Source organism: Thermosipho africanus Ob7 (assembly GCF_003351105.1).
Classification (GTDB): domain Bacteria; phylum Thermotogota; class Thermotogae; order Thermotogales; family Fervidobacteriaceae; genus Thermosipho; species Thermosipho africanus.
The window spans coordinates 224,989-241,016 of record NZ_NKRG01000001.1 but is presented as its reverse complement, the minus strand read 5'-3'; the positions used below and the strand labels follow the sequence as shown (position 1 = coordinate 241,016).

The 16,028-nt window shown below is 33.0% G+C and carries 17 protein-coding genes, 1 pseudogene and 1 CRISPR repeat array (1 of these 19 running past the window's edge); of the genes and pseudogenes, 2 read left to right on the top strand and 16 right to left on the bottom strand.

Annotated features, from left to right (window positions below; genetic code table 11):
- Positions 1 to 591: a CRISPR direct-repeat array (repeat unit 30 nt; unit sequence GTTTTCATTCCTCATAGGTAGATTCTAAAC); it reaches 578 nt to the left of the window's first position.
- Positions 592 to 1,537: 946 nt separating this feature from the next.
- From OB7_RS01250 to OB7_RS01240, 3 genes are all read right to left on the bottom strand, one after another.
- Entirely contained in the window at positions 1,538 to 1,957 is a 420-nt protein-coding gene (locus OB7_RS01250; RefSeq protein WP_012579500.1) for an FKBP-type peptidyl-prolyl cis-trans isomerase, read from the bottom strand.
- Between the two features lie 62 nt (positions 1,958 to 2,019).
- Positions 2,020 to 3,222, bottom strand: a complete 1,203-nt coding sequence (locus tag OB7_RS01245; RefSeq protein WP_114702293.1) for an MFS transporter — start codon at positions 3,220 to 3,222, stop codon at positions 2,020 to 2,022.
- Positions 3,206 to 4,156 (bottom strand): radical SAM/SPASM domain-containing protein, encoded by a 951-nt coding sequence (locus OB7_RS01240; RefSeq protein WP_114702292.1) that lies wholly within the window; start codon positions 4,154 to 4,156, stop codon positions 3,206 to 3,208. Before OB7_RS01240 ends, OB7_RS01245 begins: the two co-directional genes overlap by 17 nt.
- A 189-nt stretch (positions 4,157 to 4,345) precedes the next feature.
- On the opposite strand from OB7_RS01240, the pseudogene OB7_RS09920 reads away from it, so the two are divergent.
- Together OB7_RS09920 and OB7_RS01230 are read left to right on the top strand one after the other, a co-directional pair.
- Positions 4,346 to 5,273: pseudogene (locus OB7_RS09920) on the top strand (M20/M25/M40 family metallo-hydrolase).
- Entirely contained in the window at positions 5,274 to 6,281 is a 1,008-nt protein-coding gene (locus OB7_RS01230; RefSeq protein ID WP_004103969.1) for a M42 family metallopeptidase, read from the top strand. It begins immediately after the preceding pseudogene.
- 55 nt (positions 6,282 to 6,336) lie between these two features.
- Here OB7_RS01230 and rpoZ read toward each other — a convergent pair whose 3' ends face one another.
- From rpoZ to OB7_RS01165, 13 genes are all read right to left on the bottom strand, one after another.
- Positions 6,337 to 6,564 carry a DNA-directed RNA polymerase subunit omega gene (gene rpoZ / locus OB7_RS01225; protein ID WP_004103971.1) on the bottom strand — a complete coding sequence of 76 codons (228 nt, stop codon included), beginning with the start codon at positions 6,562 to 6,564 and terminating at the stop codon, positions 6,337 to 6,339.
- Positions 6,548 to 7,180 carry a guanylate kinase gene (gene gmk / locus OB7_RS01220; protein WP_114702427.1) on the bottom strand — a complete coding sequence of 211 codons (633 nt, stop codon included), beginning with the start codon at positions 7,178 to 7,180 and terminating at the stop codon, positions 6,548 to 6,550. Before gmk ends, rpoZ begins: the two co-directional genes overlap by 17 nt.
- 1 nt (position 7,181) lies before the next feature.
- On the bottom strand, positions 7,182 to 7,466 hold the full coding sequence (locus OB7_RS01215; RefSeq protein WP_004103981.1) for a DUF370 domain-containing protein: 285 nt from the start codon (positions 7,464 to 7,466) through the stop codon (positions 7,182 to 7,184).
- Between the two features lie 17 nt (positions 7,467 to 7,483).
- Entirely contained in the window at positions 7,484 to 8,359 is an 876-nt protein-coding gene (locus tag OB7_RS01210) for a YicC/YloC family endoribonuclease (RefSeq protein WP_114702291.1), read from the bottom strand.
- A gap of 135 nt (positions 8,360 to 8,494) precedes the next feature.
- Positions 8,495 to 9,034, bottom strand: a complete 540-nt coding sequence (locus OB7_RS01205) for a 2-oxoacid:ferredoxin oxidoreductase subunit gamma family protein (RefSeq protein WP_004103984.1) — start codon at positions 9,032 to 9,034, stop codon at positions 8,495 to 8,497.
- Positions 9,031 to 9,783, bottom strand: a complete 753-nt coding sequence (locus OB7_RS01200; protein WP_114702290.1) for a thiamine pyrophosphate-dependent enzyme — start codon at positions 9,781 to 9,783, stop codon at positions 9,031 to 9,033. Before OB7_RS01200 ends, OB7_RS01205 begins: the two co-directional genes overlap by 4 nt.
- A gap of 5 nt (positions 9,784 to 9,788) precedes the next feature.
- Entirely contained in the window at positions 9,789 to 10,847 is a 1,059-nt protein-coding gene (locus tag OB7_RS01195) for a 3-methyl-2-oxobutanoate dehydrogenase subunit VorB (protein ID WP_114702289.1), read from the bottom strand.
- 13 nt (positions 10,848 to 10,860) lie between these two features.
- Complete coding sequence (locus OB7_RS01190; RefSeq protein ID WP_004103990.1) at positions 10,861 to 11,082, bottom strand: 4Fe-4S dicluster domain-containing protein; 222 nt, start codon at positions 11,080 to 11,082, stop codon at positions 10,861 to 10,863.
- Positions 11,083 to 11,095: 13 nt separating this feature from the next.
- Positions 11,096 to 11,740, bottom strand: coding sequence for a hypothetical protein (locus OB7_RS01185; protein WP_004103992.1), 645 nt, complete (start codon positions 11,738 to 11,740; stop codon positions 11,096 to 11,098).
- Entirely contained in the window at positions 11,733 to 12,824 is a 1,092-nt protein-coding gene (buk, locus tag OB7_RS01180; protein WP_114702288.1) for a butyrate kinase, read from the bottom strand. Before buk (OB7_RS01180) ends, OB7_RS01185 begins: the two co-directional genes overlap by 8 nt.
- Positions 12,817 to 13,728 carry a phosphate butyryltransferase gene (locus OB7_RS01175; protein ID WP_004104008.1) on the bottom strand — a complete coding sequence of 304 codons (912 nt, stop codon included), beginning with the start codon at positions 13,726 to 13,728 and terminating at the stop codon, positions 12,817 to 12,819. The genes buk (OB7_RS01180) and OB7_RS01175 overlap by 8 nt, the downstream gene beginning before the upstream one ends.
- Positions 13,725 to 14,786, bottom strand: coding sequence for a butyrate kinase (gene buk / locus OB7_RS01170; protein ID WP_198429602.1), 1,062 nt, complete (start codon positions 14,784 to 14,786; stop codon positions 13,725 to 13,727). The genes OB7_RS01175 and buk (OB7_RS01170) overlap by 4 nt, the downstream gene beginning before the upstream one ends.
- A complete protein-coding gene (locus OB7_RS01165) occupies positions 14,783 to 16,018 on the bottom strand; it encodes an aminotransferase-like domain-containing protein (protein WP_004104010.1) in 1,236 nt (411 codons plus the stop codon). The genes buk (OB7_RS01170) and OB7_RS01165 overlap by 4 nt, the downstream gene beginning before the upstream one ends.
- Positions 16,019 to 16,028: the final 10 nt, after the last annotated feature.

Sequence of the window (16,028 nt, the reverse complement as noted above, 5' to 3'; positions counted from 1 at the left end):
AGGTAGATTCTAAACTCGTATTAATACCTATCTTATGTGTCCTTATGTATATAAAGTTTTCATTCCTCATAGGTAGATTCTAAACTAAAGATACATAACAAAATAAAAAATTATCAGATTAAAGTTTTCATTCCTCATAGGTAGATTCTAAACTGGCTACAAAACAACTTTACAAAGAAAAAGTAGATCTCTGGAACAGTTTTCATTCCTCATAGGTAGATTCTAAACAACAAAAGAAAGCACGGTTTTTTTTCAGTGCCGCGCTTTCAGGTGTGTTTTCATTCCTCATAGGTAGATTCTAAACGCTGGAAGGAAACGTGCAATACAAGAAAATAAAACCGTTTTCATTCCTCATAGGTAGATTCTAAACAGCGCGTTACAGCAGAACTTCAAAAAGAAGAACTTGTGATTGACCGTTTTCATTCCTCATAGGTAGATTCTAAACTTTTTTCTTTTACACGAAGCAAATAAAAAATTCTGGAAAGGTCCTGTTTTCATTCCTCATAGGTAGATTCTAAACGCAACAATTGACGAAATAAATGTTGAACCAATACCGAACGTGTTTTCATTCCTCATAGGTAGATTCTAAACCCTATAACTATTCTCATAAATAAATATAACAAGAAAAAGTAACAAAACCTTTGAGCGGAAGTAAACGGTAAGTTAAATCTAGAATTTATGAGCTTTTATTTAATTTTATCTTCGAAAACATCCCCTTGAAATTTGTCTAATTTTAGTCCGTTAACATAAATGTTACATCTATTATATTATAGAAAAAGTAAAAATAAGCTTTTTTTGAATCTGGTTAAAAGTATGTTAAAAAGATTTTCTTTCATAGAATTACTTCAACACTTTTTTATAGTTAAATTTAAATTTCTTTTTAGTTAATTTTTTTATCTTATTTTCAAACAACTACAAAAGTGAATACACCCGAGTCAATATAAAAAATTATCTATCGATTAATCCTATCATTTTATGATAAGTTGTAAGTGCTTCTATTCTGCTAACTGCTATCCTAGTAATATATATGTCATCTGTTATTTTATTACCTTCTTATTAATCTTCTGTTTTAACTTTTCTATATACCGTTCTTTTATCAACATTTTTCTATATATTAATCTATTTATTTTTCTTCTCATACAATTCTTACCTTCTAGATTTTAAATACACATTTATCTTTTCTTTGATTTTCAATAAATCCCACTACTAGTATCCTTTATTTTCTTTTTATATCCTAATTTAACTTATTTTTACTTTGGCAAGATTCAATTTAATTAGCAGAACAAAAACTTTGGTAGTAATTTTTTTAAAAAACAAATAAAAAATATAATTTGGTTTTAATGGCTAACTTTAAAACACAAATTAAAAACATTAATATTATCAAATGAATTGTTATTACATAATTTTCAAGCCATTCAAGGTAAATTCATATTTCTTAAAAAATAATCATCTAATTGAATTTAAAAATACCCCATCCTCTTCACTCTGGATGGGGTACATCGATAAAATACTTTGTTATTTTAATAAAAAGAAATCATTAACCAATAGAAACTATCTCTACTTCAAATATCAAGTTTTTCCCTGCAAGTGGATGATTTGCATCTAAATAAGCCATGTCATTTTTTATATCACTTACTCTAACAATAAAGCTACTACCATCTGGTTGATGAACTTCCAACAAATGATCCACCGCAACATCTTCTGGAAGCTTTGACTTTTCAACTGGAAAAACAAGATCTTCTCTATAAGGCCCATATGCCTTTTCAAACGGAACATTGATTGTCCTTTTTTCTCCAACTTCCATACCCATCAAACCCTCTTCAAAGCCTGGAATAACTTGGTTCATACCAACTACAAATTCTAATGGCTCTTTTCCAACTGAACTGTCAAAAACTTCTCCATCCTCAAATTTTCCCACATAATGGACTTTAACTTTGTCTCCACTTTTAATACCCATGGATATCACCTCACAAAATTTAATACAATTCCATTATACACCAAATAGAAAAAAACACAAATTCAATCTTTTATCTTAAAAAACAAACTCATCAAAAGTAGAATTATTCCTAAAATTGATACTGCTTGTCCAACTCCTAATTTATCTGCAAAAAAACCCAAAACTATCGAGAAAACTGCCGTCAGTAATGTTGTAGCTTGTGATTCAACTGACAAAACTGAGGCAAGAGCATCAGATTCAACATTGTCTCCTACATATGAAACTGCAATTGGACGTCTTAAATTCTCAAGTATGTACAAAACAATGAAGATCAAAATAGAAACTATATAGAAATTAAAAATATAGCTTACTCCTGCAAAAATTACCGATAATGCACCTACAAATAATGTCAAATTTAAAGCAAATGAGGAACTTTTCTTTCCAATCTTCCATGAATTTTTAGATGCATATGAAGTTAAAAGGTAAAGAAAAAAGTACACAATACCAATCACAATGGAAGATCTCTTTTTATCATCTAACCACACAAATATTGGAATTGACAATGCAAATGATTCCAAAATAGGTTGCAAATAATCTTTTAAACTTTTAAAAATAGCAGAATAGCTTGATGTATTTAAAAGTATTTTTAAAACCCTCCAGCTTGCAACAGCATCTATAAAGTCTTTTAAAGTTTGTTTTTTTGTCTTTTTTACTTCAGCTTTATCAAGTTCATTAGGATAAGTTGCAAGATTAATTAAATTTAATATATATGGAAGAATTGCAATAAAAAATACAGTTCTATAGTTTCCGCTTACAAAAACTATAGATGCAGCAATCAATGAATTAAGTGCTGAGCCAAGCTGCGAGGCCGCTCTTGTCGCTCCATAATATTGAACCTTTAAATTTTCCATACCATTAATTTTTAAATACTGAAAAATCATTGCCTTGTGTGTACCGGTTCTAAAAGCTTCTCCAAAAGAAAAAAATATCATTGCAAGTATGTACAAATAAAACGATCTTGAAAAATAAAAAATCAAAAAGGAGATAATATAGGATATCATAGAAAAAAGCATAGATTTTTTTCGCCCATACAAATCTGCAATTACACCAGTTGGTATTTCTAAAATGTTAGTAGCAATGCTTTTAATTGAGTAAAGAATTCCAATTTGAAGATAGCTAAGACCAGAAGAAAGGAAGAATAAAATCAAAAACGGCTCAAAAAAACGCAAATTTTTCAGAAAGCCATACATTTGAAATTTTCTAAATTGTTTATCCTTCTTTATCATCTACATGCACCTCGCAAAATATTGGGTCATAATCCAAACCTAATTTCTTTGCAAATGCTCTACATCCACCAAAGCAATTGCTAAAATGAGGACAACCCTTACAATTTGAAATTAATATATCCGGGTTATAACTTTCCCAAATTTGCTTAAATGGCTTTTCCTTCAAATTTCCCATATAGTATTCTTTATCATATCTAAAATGACCACAAGGAACAACCGTTCCATCTACTAAAACAGATGCATGCTCTCTACCTGCAGTGCACAACCCTCCAGAAATATTCTCTTCAACATAAAACGTTAATTTATTTTCATACTTTTTAATTACTTTTCTAACATGCTCAACTTCTTTTTTAGTTGGCAAAAGAAGATCTTTATAAAGTTCTCCTCTGCCTACAGGGACAAATCTATCTACATAAAGTGAAACATTATGTTCTATTGCAAATTTAACCATCTCTTCAAAATGCTCATAATTTACCTTATTTACAACATGCAATACCGTAACATCAAACCCTTCTTCAAGAAAATTAAGAAATCCTCTATATGTTTTTTCAAATGCACCAGGTCCTCTAACAAAATCGTGAATTTCTGGTGTATGTCCATCAAATGAAATTCCTACCTTTAACTGTGGATAAACTTCCTTAATCCTTTTGACAATTTCTTTGCTTGCAAGTGATGCATTAGTATTTAACATAACATCGAGTCCAATACTTGCAGCATAAGAAATGATATCAACAATATCTTGCCTTATTAAAGGCTCCCCACCAATTAGATCAACAATTTCAACATTTGCATCTTTTAAATCATGTAATACCTTTTTCACCTCATCAAAAGAAAGCTCATTAGTAGACTTTTTCCCTGCATTACAATAGCAGTGTTTACATGAATAATTACAAGCAGTCGTTAGTTCAAATTCGATTATCTTCGGATACCGCATATCTCTCCCCCTTTTCTTAAGTTTTTACCTATATTAGTATATACCATATTCTTTAAAATTGTGATAAAATCTTGTTAGAAAATAAGAAGGAGGGATACAGTGAACACTAAAGATTTGTTACTAAAGCTATCATCAATTCATGGACCATCGGGATATGAACACAAAGTAACAAAAGAAATTGAAAATATTATGAAAGACTTAGTAGATGAATACCATTATACAAAAGTTGGAAGTTTAGTTTGTGTAAAAAAAGGGGAAGGTAAAGGTAAAATTGGACTACTTGCACACGTTGACCAACTTGGTTTTGTAATTTCAAAAATAACCGATGATGGTTTTGCATATGTTGCTGGTATAGGTGGATGGGATCCTAAAACCGTAATTGGTCAAAGGGCAAAAATATATTCAAAAAATAGAGAATTCTACGGAGTTTTTGGATTTTTAGCACCACACCTTCAAAAAGCAGAAGATAGAAAAAAAAATACCAACTTTTAATTATTTGTTCCTTGATATAAGTATGAACGAAAATTGGAAAGAAATTCAAGTTGGAGATATTGTAATGTTAGATGAAATTGAAGGATTTGAAAAAAACAACTTAGTATACGCACCTGCACTTGACAATAGAGCAAGTTGTGTTTCACTAATTAAAACTGCTGAAATGCTTAAAAAAATAAAACATCAATTTGATGTTTACTTTATTTTTTCCACTCAAGAAGAAATAGTTGGTCCAGGCGCTCCTACAGCAGCATATTTTGCAGACCTTGACTATGCATTTGTTATAGACGTTACACATGGAGATGAAACAATCCCTGGATTTAGAAAAATAGAAATCAATAAGGGGCCAGTTGTAGCTGTTGGACCTGTCGTAGATAAAGAATTTAACGAAAAGGTACAAAATGTATCAAGTCAATATAACATAAAGATACAATACGAGCCTATTCCAAGAAGAAGTGGTACTGATACAGACGCAGTCCAACTTGTAAAGACAGGGATAAAAACTCAATTGATATCAATTCCATTAAAGTACATGCACACACCATATGAAAAGGTCCATGTAAATGACGTTGAAAATACAGCAAAGCTTATGGCATTCACCATTTCAGAATTGGAGGTGCAATAAATGTATTTAAAAGAACTTTCTGAAATAAATGGAGTCTCAGGAAATGAAAAAAAAGTAAGAGACTTTATCATAGAAAAGATAAAAGATAAAGTTGATAAATTTTGGGTAGATAGAATGGGAAATTTAATTGCCTTCAAGAAAGGAAATGGTAAGGCAAAAGTTGTTTTGGATGCACACATGGACGAAGTTGGCTTCATGATTACAAATATTGAAGAAGACGGATCACTTTCTTTCATGCCAGTTGGAGGTGTAGATCCAAGGGTAGTAATCGGCAAAAAAGTCATTATTAACGACGAAATAATAGGGGTTATTGGCTTTAAAGCAATTCACTTGCAAGATGATCCGTATAAAGCTCCTGAATTTTCACAATTAAAAATAGATGCAGGATTTTCTTCAAAGGCTGAAGCAGAAAAAAAGGTTAAAATAGGTGATTACGTTGCATTTACAACAAAATATAAAGAAATTGGCAACTTTGCAACTGGTAAAGCATTTGACGATAGAGGCGGCTGTAGCATTTTAATAGATTTAATTGAAAGTAATGTAAAAAGTGACTATGACCTCTATTTTGTATTTAGCGTTCAAGAAGAAACAGGTCTTCGTGGTGCAGCAGTTGTTAGCGAACAAATAAAACCAGATTTTGCAATTGCACTTGAAACAACAACAGCTGGTGATAATCCTGAATTAGATAAATCTCAATGGGCAACTCATATTGGTGATGGTCCAGCTTTGACATTCTTACATTCAGGCTATGTCATCGATAAAGACTTATTCGATGCACTTGTTGATACTGCAAAGAAAAATAACATTCCGTTCCAGTATAAAAGAAGAACCGCCGGTGGAACAAATGCTGCAAGATATGCAAGAAGTACATACGGTGTTCCTGCTGCAGTAATTTCAATTCCTTCAAGATACATTCACAGCCCTATAATAGTAATAAGCCTTGATGATTATAAAAACAGTGTTTTACTAGTTAAAAAATTTCTCGAAAGTGCTCCAGTAGTAAAATAAAGCCTAATAGCAACTAAAAAACATGACCCTGAAAAATTCAGGGTCATGTTTTTTTTTACTTTACATTTGGAATTAAAACTTTCAAAATTTCTTCGTTCTTAATCCTTATATAACCTTCACTCAATTCCTTTAGCGCAATACTTACATAGTTGTTATCCCAAGTTTCAACATAAGGTTTTGCAAATTCCTTTAAATTTTCTGCACGTTTTGCCGCTGCAATTGGAATAGCAAATTTGTAGGGAATCTTCTTTAGTAGTTCATCGTAGTTAATTACCGGTCTCACTTTCACTCACCCCTTTAAAAAGCCGTTTTATCAATTCTTCGTCTAAAATTCTCCTTGTTCTGTACGATTCTGCAATAACTATAGATTTCATTGCAAGTATAGACTTTTCAAGATCACTATTTACTATTAAATAATCAAATTCAACAATCTTTGACATTTCCCACTTTGCATTTTCAAGCCTTTTTAACATCGACTGGCTATTTTCAGTTCCTCTTTTTAAAAGCCTCTCCTTCAAAACTTCATAACTTGGTGGTGCAACAAAGATAAATACTGCATCATCAAAATTTCTCTTTACCTGCAATGCTCCTTGTACATCTATATCCAATATTATTCTATTACCTTTTTCAATATTTTCAAGTACAAATCTTTTTGGCGTTCCATACAAATTTCCATGCACTTCCGCCCATTCTAAAAATTCGCCTTTTTCTCTCATTTCAATAAACTTATCTCTACTCACAAAAAAATAATCTACACCATCAACTTCTCCTGGACGTGGTGGGCGTGTAGTACATGAAACAGAAAAAACTATATTCTCTAGTTTATTCATAAGGGCACTAATAATACTTGTTTTTCCAACTCCTGATGGTCCACTAACTACAAATAAAGTCCCCTTCATATTATCCCTTTCTTCTAATTTTGTCAAGTTGTTCTTCTATTTCAAAGAATGATTGCATAAACCTTTGGGCAATAGTTTCTGGCTGAATTGCACTTAAAATTATATGGTTACTATCGGAAATTAGGATAGCTCTTGTTTTTCTCCCGTATGTTGCATCTATAAGCTTTCCTTCTTCCTTTGCATCTTCTTTTAGTCTTTTAAGTGGTGCACTTTCAGGATTAACAATTGCTACAATCCTGTCACCTGCAATTACATTTCCAAAACCAATATTAATTAAACCAAACATAAAATACACCTCCCAAATTATTCAACGTTTTGAATTTGCTCTTTCAATTGTGAATTAATATATTTGCCCTCAAGGGCTAAATTGCTAATTTCAAGCATTCTGCTTTTTGAAAGTATCGTATTAAATTCTCTGTGAACTTCTTGTGTTAGAAAATTAAATAACATTCCAACGGGTTCATCTTTTAATAAAAGTTCTTTCATCCTATCTATATGACTTTTTAATCTTTCTATTTCTTCCCTTATATCTGCTTTATCTGCTATCAAAGCTACCGCTGTTTCAAATTGGTTCGTATCCATCTCAACATTCTCAGGTAAAATTTCTTCAACACTTTCTCTCAATTTCTTTGCAATTTCCTCTTTCATATCACTCGCTACTTTTTCTATATTTAATGTAATCTCTTCTATTTTATTCACCATATTTTCTATATCTTTACATATCTTTTGACCTTCCTTTTTTCTTTCCTCAACTAACATCTCTAAAGACGATGATAAAACTTCTTTTGTAAAATTCCACAATTCTTCAACCACTTCATCTTCTATATCTCCACGAAAAATTTCTCTAAAATTCAATAAATCACCCAAAACTATCGAATTTTGTATTCCAAGACTTTCTCTTACACCTTCTAATGTATCATAGTACGATTTTGCCATAACATAATCAATCGAAAGATTTACCGGTGTTAAAAACTTAACATTTATTCTTAAATTAACCTTTCCACGGGTCAAAAAACTTGAAATTATCTTAGTAATTTCAATTTCTTTTGAAGATAAATAGTAAGGAAGGGATACATTAATATCTAATCCCTTTGAATTGAGACTTTTTACTTCACAACTTACTCTAAATTTTTCTGAAAACTTTTCCACTTTGGCATAGCCAGTCATACTTTTTAGCAAATTAATCACTCCTATTAACAATTATACACGAATTTTTAATTTTTTCAAAACTTTTTTCCCATTTTCAACTTGTTTTATCTTAATTAAAAAGACGGGACCCGAAGGGTCCCATAATGAGGGCTTTATCTCATCCGCCTACTGCTTGCTAGCTTCCTGCATTCCTCTTTCAATAGCTTTAATATTAATATCTATAAGGTCTGCTTTTTTCCCAGTTAATTTTTGCTCAAGTGCTTTTATTACACTTTCTTTTGAAACTATATTTGTAGCCCCAATTACTGCTCCAAGCATTACCATGTTTGCTACTTTTAAATTTCCAAGTTCATCTGCTATTTCATTACAATTTATTTTGTAAATATTTATTCCATCTTTTCTTTCAGGTTCTCTGTCTATAACCGACTCGTTTAAGAACAAGTATCCTCCATCAGTTACAAAGCTTTGAAATTTAAGCATTGAAGGAATATTCATAGCTACTACAACTTCTGCTTTATCTACCACTGGTGATGCAACTTCTTTGTCTTCAACTACAACGGTACAATTTGCAGTTCCACCGCGCATTTCTGGACCGTATGATGGCATCCAAGTTACACTCTTTCCCTCAATCATTCCTGCATAAGCAAGGATTTGACCCATAAGCATTACACCTTGACCACCAAATCCTGCAAATACAAACCTCATTTCTCATCACCAACCTTATCCACAAATACACCCAATGGATATTCAGGAATCATGTTTTCTTCAAGCCATTTATTTGCAGATACAGGATCAATTCCCCAGTTTGTTGGGCATGTTGATAATACTTCAACCATTCCAAATCCTATTCCCTTTACCTGTGCTAAAAATGCTTTTTTGATTGCCTTTTTAGTTTTTTCTACGTCTTGAGGTGTATTTACCTTTGTTCTTGCAAGATATGCTACTCCCCTTGCTTCTTTTAAGAATTCGCACATATGCATTGGATAACCATCATTTTCTGCTTTTCTTCCATATGGTGTTGTTGTTGACTTCATACCTAAAAGCGTTGTTGGAGCCATTTGACCACCAGTCATTCCATAAATTGCGTTATTAACAAAAATTGTAGTAATCTTTTCTCCTCTATTTGCAGCATGCATAATCTCTGCTGTACCAATTGCTGCCAAGTCTCCGTCACCTTGATATGTAAATACATATAAATCTGGTCTTGCTCTTTTCATACCTGTAGCAACTGCCGGAGCTCTACCGTGTGGTGCTATTGTTCCATCCATGTTAAAAAATTGGTACGCAAAAACAGAACAACCTATTGGAGATACAACCAATGTTTTTTCCCTAATTCCAAGTTCATCGATAACTTCTGCTATTAATCTATGAATAATTCCATGATGACATCCAGGACAATATGTAAATTCCTTTCCAGTTAATGATTCAGGCATTTTATATAAAACTTTTCTCATTAAACTCACCTCCCAATTTCCTTTTTCAATGCATCGTAAATCTCATTAGGTGTTGGAACTACTCCACCCATTCTTGAATAGAACTTAATTGGCTTTTTACCTTTTACAGCTAGTTTTACATCCTCAAGCATTTGTCCCATATTCATTTCTACGTCAAAGAACATTTCTACCTTATCTGCTAGTTTTTCAAGTGGCTCATATGGATATGGCCATACTGTAATTGGTCTAAATAAACCTACTTTTAGTCCATCTTCCCTTGCCATGTCAACAACACTCTTTGCAATTCTTGCTACGGTTCCAAATGCTGTTATTACAATGTCTGCATCTTCAGTTCTATACTCTTCCCATCTCACTTCATTCTTTTCAATTTCTTTGTATATTTCAACTAATTCCAAGTTCATTTTCTCAAGATTGTAAGGATCTATATCAAATGAAGTAACTATATGAGGCTCTCTTCCCTTTGCACCTGTTAATGCCCAATCACTATGATCAGGTAAAGTAGAAAGATCTCTAAATTCTGGGAATTCAACTGGTTCCATCATCTGTCCCAACATACCATCTGCAAGAATAAGAGCAGGTGTTCTATATTTGTCAGACAAGTCGAATGCTAGAACTGTAAGGTCAACTGCTTCCTGAACAGTTGATGGTGCAAGTACAATTAATCTATAATCTCCATGTCCACCACCTTTTGTTGCTTGCCAATAATCCCCTTGTGCTGGTTGAATATCACCAAGTCCAGGTCCACCACGTACAACATTTACAAATACTGCTGGAAGTTTTGCACATGCCATATAGGAAACGCCTTCCATCATCAAACTGAAACCTGGGGATGAAGTAGATGTCATAACCCTTTTACCAGTACATGCTGCACCGTATAACATATTAACAGTTGCAACTTCACTTTCAGTTTGTAAAAAAACTCCTCCAACTTCTGGCAATCTCTTTGACATATATTCTGGAAGCTCACTCTGAGGAGTTATAGGATATCCAAAGAAATGTCTACAACCTGCTCTTATAGCGGCTTCGCCAATTGCTTCCGTTCCTTTAACCATTACTTTTGCCATACTTTTTCCCTCCTCACTCTTCCCTATATACTGTTATACAAACATCAGGGCACATTCTATAACAAAATCCACAAGCGATACATTTTTCTAAATGTTTTGGTTCGGCAGGATGATAACCTTTTGAATTGAAAGAATCAGAAAATTCTATAACTTTCATTGGACAAGCATTAATACATAATCCGCAACCTTTACATCTTTCCTGATCGATTTCAATATATCCTTTTACCTTAGGCATTTTCACAACCTCCTTAAAAATCCATTTTCATGAACCTTTTTAACCTAAATTTTGGAAACTCTGTTTCAAAATCTTCTAAAAAGTCTGGTATGACTGTGTACTTCACCGGTACTTCTAATACTTGAGAAGCTTCTTTTAATATTTTTTCACCTTCTAAAATTACTTCTTTTGTTGTCTCTGAAGATAAATTGGAATTATTAATCAGATAATCAATTTTTATCTTGGCTACCTCGGTTAATTGTTTGTAAGTCTTTACAATTCCATCAACTGTTGATGTAAATGGCCTTCTTGTATTAACAACCATATAAATTTCTGTGTCTTTCAAATGTGGTTTTAAATAACCCACAACAACTATACCATTTTCCTCTCCACCAACATCCAACACCGTCTTATACTGAGGATTGTTCAAATAACCCGCTACTGCACCAGTAACTATTGGTAAATCTGCATGCTTTAAAGCACCTGGAGGTGTTACTACCTTAATTCCTTCTGCTTCAAGCTCATCAATTGCATCTCTTGTTCTAAAATATGGAGAAATAATATCCACATCTGCGATTGCAACATTTTCATGCTCATTCTTTAACATTAACGCATAATTTATTGCAACTTCCGTCTTACCACTACCAAATAAACCTACAAAAACAAAATTTTTAGCCACGCATTTGCACCTCTTCCTTATAGCTCCTTGCTTTTTCTTCTCCCCTTAAAACCCTAAGTGCACCCATTGCAAGCGCTTTTTCTTCATCTCCACCTGGGTAAACAATTACTTTAGCAATAAAGCTAGTATATTCTTTTAACCATTTGACCATGTAATTTTCATCGTATGCAAGTCCACCAGTCAAAACTATTGCATCAACTTCTCCTTTTAAGACTGCTGCCATTTTTCCAATCCATTTTGCAATTTGATATGCCATTGCTTTGTAAACAAGTTCTGCCTTTTTATCGCCATTTGATATCATTTCCTGTACCTTCATTGCATCATTGGTACCAAGGTATGCCACAAGTCCACCTTTTCCTTTTATTCTCTTTTTTATAAAATCATAATCGTACTTTCCTGAATAACACAAATCAATCAATTGAGTTAGTGGAAGTGTACCACTTCTTTCAGGAGTAAATGGTCCATCACCATCGAGTGCATTGTTTACATCAATAACTTTTCCATTTCTGTGAGCACCTATTGAAATACCTCCACCCATATGAACAACAATAAGGTTTGTTTCTTCATATTTTTTCCCAAGCTCTTCGGCTGCTCTTCTTGCAACAGCTTTTTGATTTAAAGCATGGAAAATTGATTTTCTTTCAAACATTGGATGCCCGGAAATTTTCGCAATCTTATCCATTTCGTCCACAACAACTGGATCAACAATATATGCAGGAATATTATATTTATTTGAAATTTCAAAAGCTATTACTGCTCCAAGATTTGATGCATGTTCCCCATATTTTGCTTGTTTTAATTCCTCAACCATCAACTCATCAACTAAATAAGTTCCACTTGGAATAGGTCTTACAAGACCTCCACGACCAACAACTGCATTAAAGTCTTTGTATTCAAATCCAAGTGTTTTTAAAAAATCTTCAATCACATTCACCCTAAATTCATATTGATCTATTAATCTTTTAAATTGTGAAAGTTCCTCAGGGGTATGTCTTAAGGTTTTGGAAGCAACTTGTTTTTCATCTTCAAAAATTGCTAATTTTGTACTGGTTGAACCTGGATTTATAACTAATATTCTATACATTAAGATCACCTGCCAAAAGGGTTGTAAGAGCAAGGGAAAGTAACTTTGTTTCATCGGAATCTGCTCTTGAAGTTAATGCAACTGGAACTTTTGCTCCAACTATTGCAGATGCAACCTTTGCTCCACCCAAAAATACCATTGATTTATAGAAAATATTTCCTGCTTCTATATCTGGCATGATTAAAACATCTGCATCACCAGCAACATCACTTACAATTCCTTTATGCTCTGCTGCTTCCTTTGAAACTGCATTATCCAAAGCAAAAGGTCCATCTACAATACAACCTTTGATTTGTCCTCTCTTATTCATTTGCGAAAGAATAGCTGCTTCAATTGTTGCTGGCATTTTTGGATTGACTATTTCAACAGCACCTAAGATAGCAACCTTAGGAGTTTCAACACCAACTGCTTTCTTTGCCACAAAAACTGCATTATTTATAAGGTCAACTTTCTGTTCTAAAGTTGGAGCAATTGTCATTCCTGCATCAGAAACGACCAAAAGTTTATGATACAAAGGAGTTTCAAAAATACTAACTAAGGACAATGTTTTCCCGGTTCTAAGACCATATTCCTCTTTTAAAACAACTCTCATCAAATCTCCAGTTTTGATCTTTCCCTTCATTACAAAATCTGCCTGTTTTTCTACAACTAATTTTACAGCTTTTTCTGCAGCATCATTGTAATCCTTTGCATCCACCAGGTTATATTCGCTTAAGTCTATATTGTTTTCATTTGCTAACTTTTTAGTCTTTTCTACATCACCAACGAGTATTGCATTTATTATTCCTTCTTTTTTTGCTTTATCAATTGCTTTAAGAACAACTTCGTCTTCACTTGCTGCAACCGCAACGGTTTTTGGTCCATACTTTTTAGCTTTTTCTAAAATTTCATTTAATTTTTTCATTTTTTCTCACCCCATATCTTTGCCTCTTCCTCACCTTTTAAAACTCTTAAAGCTCCCTTTGCTAAAGCTTCCATTTCAAATTCTCCGGGTACAGAAAAGACAGGAGCAAATTTAAATACATAAGATTTTATCTTTTCCACAACTTCTACATTATTTGCAATTCCACCTGTTATGACAATTGCATCAACTTTTCCTTTTAAAACTGCACACATTCCACCGATTTCTTTTGCAATTTGGTATACCATTGCATCTATAATGAATTTTTCTTCTTCAGTCCCTTCTTCCATGACCTTTTTTACATCATTTGTTCCCAGATAAGCTACAACTCCACCCTTTCCTATAAACATCTTTTTTAACTCTTCTTTTGTATATTTTCCTGAAAAGCATAATTTTGCCACATCACCAACTGGAAGTTCTCCTGTTCTTTCTGGACTAAATGGACCTTCATCATTTGCATTATTTACATCTATCATTCTACCCTTTTCATGAGCTGTTACGGATATTCCTCCACCAAGATGAGCTACAACCATATTTAATTCTTCATATCTTTTTCCTAGTTGATTCGCAACTTCTCTTGCTACTGCCTTTATATTCAACGCATGTGCAAGACTAAGTCTTTCTATCTCAGGAATCCCAGACAGTCTAGCTTCATCAATCATTTCATCAACTGAAACTGGGTCAGTTATATAAACAGGAATCTTTCCACCAGATAACGAGTATCCAATTACAGCTGCAAGATTAGATGCATGTTTTACCCTGGTTTTATTTTTTAAATAATCAACCATTTCTTCATTTACTATGTATGTTCCACTTTCAAGTGGTGGTAAAATTCCGCCTCTACATGCTATTGCATCAAAATCTTCTAATTTGTAGCCATTAGATTCCACAAATTTTAAAATTGCTTCTTTTCTAAAATCTTCTTGTTCCATCAGATCATTGAACCTCTCAAGTTCTTCTACATCATGTCTCAAAGTCTCCTGAACTTTTTTTACATCATCTTCAAAAATTGCTACCTTCGTACTTGTAGAGCCAGGGTTAATAACTAAAATCAACACTATATCAACCCCTTACTCTTTCCATACTCAACAATTACATCTTTTAATCTTTTAACACCCTCTATTATCTTTTCATGCGGTGGTAAACAGAATGAAAGCCTCATTGAACTTGAAACGCTGTCATCTGGAGTAAATGCTTGACCAGGGATATAAAATACTAATCTTTTCTTTGCAATTTCAAACATTTCAAGAGTATCAAAACCTTCAGGCAAGGTAACCCAAGTAAACAAACCACCTGATGGATAAATCCATTTAATACCATTAATCTCTGAAAAGTTTTCTTCAAATGCCTTCATCATTGTATCTCTCTTTGATTTATAAAGCTTTAGTGTTGGTGTAATTTGTTCAATCAAATCGTATCTTTCAAGGTATCTTGCTGCAATTCTTTGTGTTAAAGCTGGGCTACACAAATCTGTACCTTGTTTTGCAAGAACAAATTTTCTAACTAGCTCTTTTTCACCAATAACTGCACCTATTCTAAGCCCAGGAGCAAGTATCTTACTAAAAGTATTAAGAAGAATAACTCTTTCTTTTCCTGCAAGTTTAAATAATGATGGAAGATGCTCTCCCTCAAATCTGAGCAATCCATATGGATCGTCTTCTAATATTAACAAGTCATATTTTTCAGCAAGTTCTATTATTCTCTTTCTCTTTTCCAATGAAAGTGTTGCACCAGCGGGGTTGTGGAAGTTTGGAATTACATAAATAAACTTTACTTTCTTTATTTGCCCTTTCTCATCGAGTTCTTTTAATTTCTTTTCTAAAACATCTACATTCATTCCATCATCTTCAATAGGTACCGAAACAAAATTTGCAAATCTCATTCTAAATGCACTTGCAGCTCCAAGATAAAATGGATTTTCAACAATAGCTATGCTTTCTTCATCTAAAAATACCTTTCCAGCAAGCTCAAGTGCCTGCTGTGAACCAGTTGTAAACATAATATTTGATTCATCAAGTCCACTAATTCCAAATAATTTTTCCAACAATCTCAACATTTGCTTTGCAAGTTCTGGATCACCTTCGGTTGTACTATATTGAAGCACGTAGCCATATTCATTTTCTATAACTTCGGATGCAATTTTGGAAAGTTCATGTCTTGGAAAGGTTTCTGGGTCTGGAACTCCACCTCCAAAGGAAATAGCTCCTTCAACACTTGCGTACTTTAAGAGTTCTCTTATCAAGGAGGATCGAAGGCTGTTGCCTAATTTCGAATACTTTGAACTATAATCCATAATTTCACCT

What these genes read in the sequence shown, in the direction of transcription:
- OB7_RS01200 (WP_114702290.1), bottom strand. Translation starts at nt 9,783, where the DNA reads ATGAGAAAAGTTTTATATAAAATGCCTGAATCATTAACTGGAAAGGAA.
- OB7_RS01215 (WP_004103981.1), bottom strand. Translation starts at nt 7,466, where the DNA reads ATGTTTGGTTTAATTAATATTGGTTTTGGAAATGTAATTGCAGGTGAC.
- OB7_RS01205 (WP_004103984.1), bottom strand. Translation starts at nt 9,034, where the DNA reads ATGAGGTTTGTATTTGCAGGATTTGGTGGTCAAGGTGTAATGCTTATG.
- OB7_RS01250 (WP_012579500.1), bottom strand. Translation starts at nt 1,957, where the DNA reads ATGGGTATTAAAAGTGGAGACAAAGTTAAAGTCCATTATGTGGGAAAA.
- buk (WP_114702288.1), bottom strand. Translation starts at nt 12,824, where the DNA reads ATGTATAGAATATTAGTTATAAATCCAGGTTCAACCAGTACAAAATTA.
- OB7_RS01190 (WP_004103990.1), bottom strand. Translation starts at nt 11,082, where the DNA reads ATGCCTAAGGTAAAAGGATATATTGAAATCGATCAGGAAAGATGTAAA.
- OB7_RS01245 (WP_114702293.1), bottom strand. Translation starts at nt 3,222, where the DNA reads ATGATAAAGAAGGATAAACAATTTAGAAAATTTCAAATGTATGGCTTT.
- OB7_RS01165 (WP_004104010.1), bottom strand. Translation starts at nt 16,018, where the DNA reads ATGGATTATAGTTCAAAGTATTCGAAATTAGGCAACAGCCTTCGATCC.
- gmk (WP_114702427.1), bottom strand. Translation starts at nt 7,180, where the DNA reads ATGAAGGGGACTTTATTTGTAGTTAGTGGACCATCAGGAGTTGGAAAA.
- OB7_RS01195 (WP_114702289.1), bottom strand. Translation starts at nt 10,847, where the DNA reads ATGGCAAAAGTAATGGTTAAAGGAACGGAAGCAATTGGCGAAGCCGCT.
- OB7_RS01240 (WP_114702292.1), bottom strand. Translation starts at nt 4,156, where the DNA reads ATGCGGTATCCGAAGATAATCGAATTTGAACTAACGACTGCTTGTAAT.
- OB7_RS01175 (WP_004104008.1), bottom strand. Translation starts at nt 13,728, where the DNA reads ATGAAAAAATTAAATGAAATTTTAGAAAAAGCTAAAAAGTATGGACCA.
- OB7_RS01230 (WP_004103969.1), top strand. Translation starts at nt 5,274, where the DNA reads ATGTATTTAAAAGAACTTTCTGAAATAAATGGAGTCTCAGGAAATGAA.